This is a genomic window from Candidatus Zixiibacteriota bacterium (assembly GCA_022865345.1).
Classification (GTDB): Bacteria; Zixibacteria; MSB-5A5; order MSB-5A5; family RBG-16-43-9; genus RBG-16-43-9.
Map to the genome: position 1 here is coordinate 1 of JALHSU010000088.1, position 7,437 is coordinate 7,437.

Annotated in this window: 9 protein-coding genes; all 9 read right to left on the reverse strand. The window is 45.1% G+C overall.

Going from position 1 to position 7,437, the window contains the following annotated elements:
* On the reverse strand, positions 1-584 hold a 584-nt coding region (locus MUP17_04110; GenBank protein ID MCJ7458158.1), incomplete at its 3' end, for a hypothetical protein.
* A gap of 378 nt (positions 585-962) precedes the next feature.
* Positions 963-1,322, reverse strand: a complete 360-nt coding sequence (locus MUP17_04115) for a hypothetical protein (GenBank protein ID MCJ7458159.1) — start codon at positions 1,320-1,322, stop codon at positions 963-965.
* 168 nt (positions 1,323-1,490) lie between these two features.
* Positions 1,491-2,030: a glucosaminidase domain-containing protein gene (locus MUP17_04120; protein ID MCJ7458160.1), complete on the reverse strand. Its 540-nt coding sequence runs from the start codon at positions 2,028-2,030 to the stop codon at positions 1,491-1,493.
* 80 nt (positions 2,031-2,110) lie between these two features.
* Entirely contained in the window at positions 2,111-2,578 is a 468-nt protein-coding gene (locus MUP17_04125; GenBank protein ID MCJ7458161.1) for a hypothetical protein, read from the reverse strand.
* Positions 2,579-3,027: 449 nt separating this feature from the next.
* A complete protein-coding gene (locus MUP17_04130) occupies positions 3,028-3,816 on the reverse strand; it encodes a hypothetical protein (GenBank protein ID MCJ7458162.1) in 789 nt (262 codons plus the stop codon).
* Positions 3,813-5,843, reverse strand: coding sequence for a hypothetical protein (locus tag MUP17_04135; GenBank protein MCJ7458163.1), 2,031 nt, complete (start codon positions 5,841-5,843; stop codon positions 3,813-3,815). Before MUP17_04135 ends, MUP17_04130 begins: the two co-directional genes overlap by 4 nt.
* Entirely contained in the window at positions 5,840-6,106 is a 267-nt protein-coding gene (locus MUP17_04140) for a hypothetical protein (GenBank protein ID MCJ7458164.1), read from the reverse strand. The genes MUP17_04135 and MUP17_04140 overlap by 4 nt, the downstream gene beginning before the upstream one ends.
* 226 nt (positions 6,107-6,332) lie before the next feature.
* On the reverse strand, positions 6,333-6,701 hold the full coding sequence (locus tag MUP17_04145; protein ID MCJ7458165.1) for a hypothetical protein: 369 nt from the start codon (positions 6,699-6,701) through the stop codon (positions 6,333-6,335).
* 256 nt (positions 6,702-6,957) lie between these two features.
* Positions 6,958-7,437: hypothetical protein (locus MUP17_04150; GenBank protein MCJ7458166.1), on the reverse strand; the 480-nt coding region annotated here is incomplete at its 5' end.

Here is a 7,437-nt window from a genome sequence, read left to right on the forward strand (position 1 = left end):
CCCCGCAAAAACAAGCCACTGCTGCCAGAGACTTTACCCTTAAAAGCCCAGCCAGAAGTTGAATAGACACTATCCGGTCCAGCCACGTTCACATATTTACTGGTTAAGGTGTTTGACCCCTCATATAAATCTGTTGCCACACCTGAACGACCATAATCAGATACCGGACTGGTGAAATCAGAGGCGTGCAAACCATCCAATTTATCAGAATTCTTAGCATAGTAGGCATAACCTAGAGTTGAAAGCCTCTGGCGTGGAGTCATCTCCGGGTCTGCTGCCACCTGTATTCCCAAAAAGGCATTGGAATACTCAAATATACTGTCTGGGATAGGAGTAACCGAACCCAATACGACATTGAACAGTCCCTTAGCCACGCTCACTAATTGCACCTCAGACCATTTTGAGCTTCCCCCGGTTGAATCGTTATAAAGTTTGAAAGTCAAAGTGTAATTCCCGTCCGGCACGAATTTCCCGGAGGCATCAGTCAGCCTCCCCTGAAAGTTGATTAACTTCGGAACATCTGCATAAGCTAAATTGCAGATCAATAACCCTACCACTACCAAAAACAAAACACGGTAACGCATAAGACCCTCCTGCTGGAAAAGGTTAAAGATTTTTGTTTCTGAAATATTTGCGCCCTGAGGATGACGTCTTCGGTATCTGGAATCGAAAAGAAAGTTGAAATCATCCTTGATGGAGAAATATATAGAACGAATGGATTTGTTTGTCAAGAGAAAATTGATTTTGAATGGTAGGTCAGACATTCTTGTCTGACCCCGATGAGGTAAAAAAAGGGGGTGGAGTCAAGCTCCACCCCTACGCGATTGAGGTAAACGGATTGCTTCGTCCTACAGGCTCGCAATGACAATCTCAGGCAGTCATTGCGAGGAGGTCATTTGACCGACGAAGCAATCCTCATATTTTAGCCGGAGAAGCATCGTCACGGACGATGCACTCCACAATCATTTCTTCCTGGCTATCGCCGCCTGAGCCGCTCTGGCAGCCACCTCCTTTGGAGCGCCGGTGATCTCGATGATTTTTTCAATAGCCTGATCCAGCCATTCAGTCCATTTTACCTCAGGATATTTCAGCCGGAAATAATCAGTCACCTCATCTGCGATCAGAAGGATATAGGATGCCATCTTTTTCCTTCTCTCGGTTGAAAGAAGAGGCAAAAGATATTCCTTTGCCAGCCAGGCAACGATGAGAGTTACTAAAGTTCCGATCCCGGATAAAACCCAGCCACCCACAGTCGAGAAAATCGAGAGTGGAACCAAAAAAAGTGGCCAGTGGCCAGCGGTCAGAGTAGAAAGATTAAACATAATGCCTCCTTTGCTTTCAGATTTTTTGTAGGGACAGAACATCATTCTGTCCTCATCATTTTTCAGCGACCCTGAAAGGGTCGCACTACGACGGTCAGGGCACGGTGTGTCGTGCCCCTACGTGATTTTTTCCACGTTCACGAGCGAAGTTCACGGACAACGTCTCGATCATCCTCTCCTCTCAGCCAGAAAATCCTCAATCTTATTCATCCGGAGCATAATCTTACAACACCAGGATTTATCCGTAGCATAATGCCGGTTCATACCGATCAGATTCGGATTTGCGAAGAATTTTCCTCCTGGGGTAAGGTATTCTCTGGCGATAAACTTCACTACTTTTTCCAGACACTCGACCGCTGAAGAAAACATCACCGCATTGACTCTGGGGTTTTTATCACAGGCACCAAATCCAAACAGGTTGTTCTTCTCGGAAAAAATAGCTGACTTTCCCCAGCCGGTCTCGTGGATGATATGAGCCAAAATATAAATCGGATTTACTCCATTCTGCTCTGCCACCCGGATTAAATCTCTGCCCAGACCCTGAAGCGGGGTCAAGGATAGATATGCATCTACCTCTTCCGGAGTGATCTTCGGTTTCTCTGAGAAAGACCCTGGTGTTACTCTCAAATCTTTAAATACTGTCCATCCCACGATTTTAAACCTCCAGATATTTTTGTAAACTCTGACCCCGTAGAAAACGATCCTCATTGTTTAACGATAGTGACCAGTGATGAGTGGTCAGTGGTCAGTTAAATCCTGATCACTCGTCGCTGATCACTGACCACATTTTATTGTAATTGCCAACTACTTTGTTCAGGAACCGAGGTTTTCAATTTGAGAATTGTGCCATAAGGGATATAGATGGTAAAATCATACTGGGTATTAGATGGCGTCAGGATCGAGTTGGGATAAAGGTCAAGATACCAGTAACCATCGCTGTCCGTGCTGGTGGTCTTATAATAGGGACTGATCAGAATAGTCTGGTATCTCAGGGGAGTCGTGCCGATCTTAGCTTCAACCGTAACTCCGACTACTGGCTGTCCTTTCAGGTCTCTGATCCAGCCATACACCCGGCAGAGATTAGCCGCAGGCGGATTTCCCGGATTAAAGAGATCTGCATAAAAGGTATCAGAAAGATTTCCTGAGACGATAATGCTTTCAGGCACAGTGTAAACCCAGCCTGATTTATACATTCTCAATTTGTAGATTCCGTTATCTAAGGCAAAGATAGCCTGACCTGTAGAATTGGAATTCAATAGCCCACTGTGGCACTCTGGTTCTGATTTAATACCTGAACCTGAGCTCCGATAACCGGTATTGAATCCGGAAGCTGAAAGGTATTAATGATTACTTGGTTGGCTCCAGTTCCAGAGCCAGAAGTCAGAGTCCTTGTGCCCCAGCTCCAGACATGATTGGCAATCGTATCCGGATTAGTCGCGGACCCTCCGCCTGCAGGTATCCTTCCATAATCTATGATCAGAGATTCCTGAGCGTCGAACAGGAGTTTGTCGGTTTTTGCTTTTATCCCGGCTAAGAGATTGCTGTCTTCAGGAGTAAGATTAGCCTGAACAGTCCCCAGATTCGATTTGTCAACCGTTACGCTCTCGGAGTTGACATTGAAAGTCGATCTGGTCGAGATATTCGCATCTAACCTGCCTTTGAAGAATTGAGCCCAGCCTGAATTTTCTCCGGTCGTGTCTTCGATCTAGATATCAGCCCTGCCCTGGGAAGACAAACGGTAATTGGTCTTGTCCAAGTTGGTGGATAATCTTCCTGCCCCGGTAACAGAATCCGCTCTGGCAACGACCTGTCCTGAGGCTAATTGATAATTGGCTTTGTCTAAATTAGTAGTGACCCTCCCAGCTCCGGTTACTGAATCAGCCCGGGCAACGACCTGTCCTGAGGCAAGCTGATAATTCGTTTTATCCTGGTTGGTCTGGATACGTCCCACACCGGTTACCGAGTCTGACCTTGCAACTACCTGGCCAGATGCTAACTGATAATTTATTTTATCGTTATTGGTGGAGAGTCGTCCCACTGCCAAAACCGAATCAGGAAAAACCGTGTAGCTTTCTGGTTTGGTAAAATATTTACCCTGCACCTTCCAGGTGATTTTGACATTGTATTCACCATAATTAGTTCCATCAAAAGCTCTTTTCCCTGTGATATAATAACCCGTCCTGGTGCTTGAGGTGAGAATAGTCGAGTCGACTAATGTAGTTCTGAAAAATCTCCAGAACCAGACCGAGTCTGCATTGGTCTGATACCCTAAAGTATCGAAAGTCGCGACATTCATCCAGACTGAATCCCTGGGCCCAGTACCGTTATAGAAGCTGCCATAGAAGGGGAAAGCAGTAGACAGTAGACAGCATACAGCATACAGGGAAAAAATCAAAACCAAAACGATTTTCACCTGACCACTGCTGTGTGAAAGCCCGCCCTTTGCTTCGCAAGCTTCGCTTTTATCAAGCACATATTGTCTACTTTTTTTCATTTTATTTTTCTCCCTGTTTGCTGTCTACTACTCAGCAATTGTTCAATCAACGTCATCCTTCGTCTCTGCCCGGCTGAAGGTTGGGATTCAGGAGTCGGTATAATGATTTTCCTGCCTGCAGTCCGGTTATACATTCCCACCCAGGACATCGCCCGCCTGTTGTTTACGCCTGAAGCCACATCATTATAATCTGTGGCAATGTCCTGCTGACTGGTCATATTGCTATCAGTTAAAGTATCTGTGCCGTTAATGGTAACAATCAGGCTTTCGGGCGCATAGGCTATGAAGGTCAAATAATAAACCTCTTCCCTGTCTGGCACGTGTGAGCCCCAGGACCAGTCATATAAACTGCGGATATTTATTCTTCTTTTTGAGCCAGTGGGTCGGTCAATTGTTACTTGAGCAAAAGCAGAGGTTGTCTGTTGGTTTAAAAGTGCTTTAGTTGAGGGGATCCACAAGCCTAAGCTGGCGGCATTATTATGCACTGCCCGGATAGAATCTATGCTGGTGGAATTCAGCCCATTGCTTTTACCTAAATGCGTATAGTGGATCGAAATCCAGTTAGAATCAACGCACCTTTGAGCCACGTTCAGATTGAAAAATTTATAAGTTGATTCGGGTAGAGCTGAGGCAGACCTCCCCACTCTTTTGAAAAGATAGGTTTTAATGTTATCCCGCAAGGTCTTGCTATCAAAGGGCAGACTATTTATGTTCAGTGAATCTATCCCTGTTTTGCTCTGCCAGTTAATATAAGGCAGATATTGACTGGATGAAGTCCCCGGATCAACCAGGTCTCCTACCCAGATGAATTTCGTTCTACCCGAAGCTAAAGTTCTGTGAGCGTGATGATATACTGTGCCTGAAGAATCCCCCAACCTTGTAGTCTCTCCGGGATTCCCAAAGTTGATGGTATTCTGCCCCGCAGTTCCATGATTAACCCAGACTCCAGCTTTATACATTTTTCCGAAAGCAGAAGGGCGATTGAGCATATAATTGAGCCATTTTAAAACATTGGTGGAATCCGTACAGTTGGACGTGCCAGAACAATCGACGTAACCGTGATTGGAGTCCATCCATCGGCGAGAGATGTAATTGTCGACTGTATCTTTGTAGTAGTTTGAGGTCGTATCCAGTCCGTGAAAATAGAAAGGAATCGGGTCACCGGAGAAAGTCCCAGTCGACTCAGCAGTCGAGGCTCTGCCAAACCACAAATCATTCCCTGCGATCTCCCCGTTTAGACCTGTTCCCCATCTTCCTCCTACGCTTTGAGACGTATTGAGCCATCGATGTAAAGAATCTAAATAGGTAACTGAGGAGTGATCAACATCTGAACTGATGGTTAATGCACCTTTGAGATTGAAAGGGAATCTCCTGATCGCCACCAGGGCATATTTATCTTTGATCACCCGGAAATTCAGATCATAAAGATAGTTTGTCCACGTGGCTTCATTGGTAGTAGCATACCAACAAGTTCCGTTAGCATAACCATTGGTGCCGGAGTTCCAGCAGACCCGGTTACTGTTATCCACCTTCGGAGCGTTCAGGAAAATAGAATAGCAGGTATTGGCATTCACATTTACCGGGCTGGAGAAGATGAACCAGATCGCATACCCTCTGCCAGTAGAATCTGGAGGCATCGTGTTTCCGCTAACGTCTCCATCTGGAATATCCAAAACTTTTACATAGCAATCCCGCTTAGGGGCAATGGAGGTATCAGGAGTTCCGCAGATGTCTACGTTATTCCCCCTGAATCTCAGCCTAACCGAATCAGCACTGGAAGAAAGCCCTATCCTGTCCAGATAAACCACAACCCCGTACCAGGTCTCATCCGCAGTAGCCAAAATCGTCTGGCAGACCGTCTTGGTTCCGATTACATTCAGATCGTTAAAAGAGGTGGAGGAAGTATGAGAGACCGAATAAGCAAGGTTGTTGTTGATCTCAGCGTGAGAAAGTTTGTTTGTTTGTAAGTTTGTCAGTTTGAAGACGAACAAACACCAAACGAACAAACGCCAAACTCTTTTCCTCATTCCGGCAGCTCCTCCTTCCTGATCTGGTCAATCAGCTCCCAGAAGATTTTCTCTTTGCTTTTCTTCTGGCCTTTTGATCTCATCTTTTGCTTCAGTTCAATCGCCTTTAAAGCCTCAGCCACTTTCACCTGATGTTTTCCGGATTTGATCTTTTTTAAAAGGCAGGAGATCAGCTCCTCCAAGAATTTCTCCTCATTATTATTCCCCACCTCTAAGGAAGCTACTGCATCTTGTTTTTGCTTTTTTTCTTTCTTATTTTCCATTTTTTTTTACACTTTAGACTTTTGCTTATAGCCTTTAGCCTGTTTAAGTGAATCAGCTTAATCTTTTTAATCAGCTGTGAGGAATTCTTCCAGCTATTTTCTTGTGCCCTTTGAACTCTTGAGCCTTTGAGCCTTTTTTCCTCGTTCCACGGTCACGATAAACGGTCAACGCTCACGTCTTTTCCCTTGACCCCGTAAATCCTCGAATCCTTGAATCCTTTCTCCTTCATCCCAACTCCAAGATCAATAAATCCACCAGCCCATTCTCAGATGAATTGCTCCCTTTTGCGATTTTGAATCCGGAATCCGACTCCTCAATCACCAGGCTTGAGACTTCATTTAAAGGCAGGGATAAAACCTTGGGAGAAACTATCTGCTGGGGAAGTTGGTTCCCTTTAAAATCATAAAGTGAGTCAAAACTTACTTCCTGCTCTTTTCCACCCAGGGAGACTCTATCCAGAAGAATCCGCTTGGAGGTTTCTTCTGCCTCCGTATGAACCAGTAGAAAGTCAACTGCTGAGTATTCACCCCACACGCAAAAATTCTTAACCAGCCAGACCCTTCTCCCCCGCAGATAATCTAATGTGATGTTCATTTTTATTCGCTATTGCTATTCGCTTTTAGGTTTTCGATTTTTTTTTGTAGGGGCGGGGTTTCCTCGCCCTCTTATTTTACCCTTTCCTATGAGGAGAGGGAAAGGGTGAGGTTATCTTCCTTCTGCTCCTTGTTGGTCTCCTGACCAACAAGGCTCCGTTGGTGAGGACACCAACGGAGAGCTCACCTCTCGTTACTCTTTTCTATCTTCCTTTTTCTTTTTCACAGTCACGTCATTCTCGTCTCCGTCTTCCGTTTTACCTTTCACTTTTTATGGCTTTAGGACTCGGAAGCGAAGAAGCCACCTTCGCAAAATCACTTAAGATAACATAGGCCTGTTTATTATAAGCCTCAGCCATCATATTCCAGGACCGGGATAAAAGATTAGCATTCGACCCGGAGAGATTGAGATTAAGCACTTCTACTGCTTTGATGTTGCACAGGATTGAAACGGAAAGATAGGTTTCGGCAGTTATTAAACCCTGGTCTTCGGACTCGTAGAATGATGGATCGATGAATTTCAAAACCCTCTCACTAGCTTCTGCAACTGCTTGAGAAATGGTGTCATCATTCAGAAAGCCGTATTCGACTTTGTAATCAACCAGAACCCATTGACCATCTTCTATAGCCCCGGAAAGCCGCGTGAGCTCACCCTTAAGGTAATCGATTTTATAATCTGCATCTTTTTGATAAACCCGGTAATAAAGGTAAAAGATGACCACAGAAGAAAGAGCCGG

Coding starts and splice junctions, on each gene's coding strand:
- MUP17_04115 (MCJ7458159.1), bottom strand. CDS start 1,322: ATGTTTAATCTTTCTACTCTGACCGCTGGCCACTGGCCACTTTTTTTG.
- MUP17_04120 (MCJ7458160.1), bottom strand. CDS start 2,030: ATGAGGATCGTTTTCTACGGGGTCAGAGTTTACAAAAATATCTGGAGG.
- MUP17_04130 (MCJ7458162.1), bottom strand. CDS start 3,816: ATGAAAAAAAGTAGACAATATGTGCTTGATAAAAGCGAAGCTTGCGAA.
- MUP17_04135 (MCJ7458163.1), bottom strand. CDS start 5,843: ATGAGGAAAAGAGTTTGGCGTTTGTTCGTTTGGTGTTTGTTCGTCTTC.
- MUP17_04140 (MCJ7458164.1), bottom strand. CDS start 6,106: ATGGAAAATAAGAAAGAAAAAAAGCAAAAACAAGATGCAGTAGCTTCC.
- MUP17_04145 (MCJ7458165.1), bottom strand. CDS start 6,701: ATGAACATCACATTAGATTATCTGCGGGGGAGAAGGGTCTGGCTGGTT.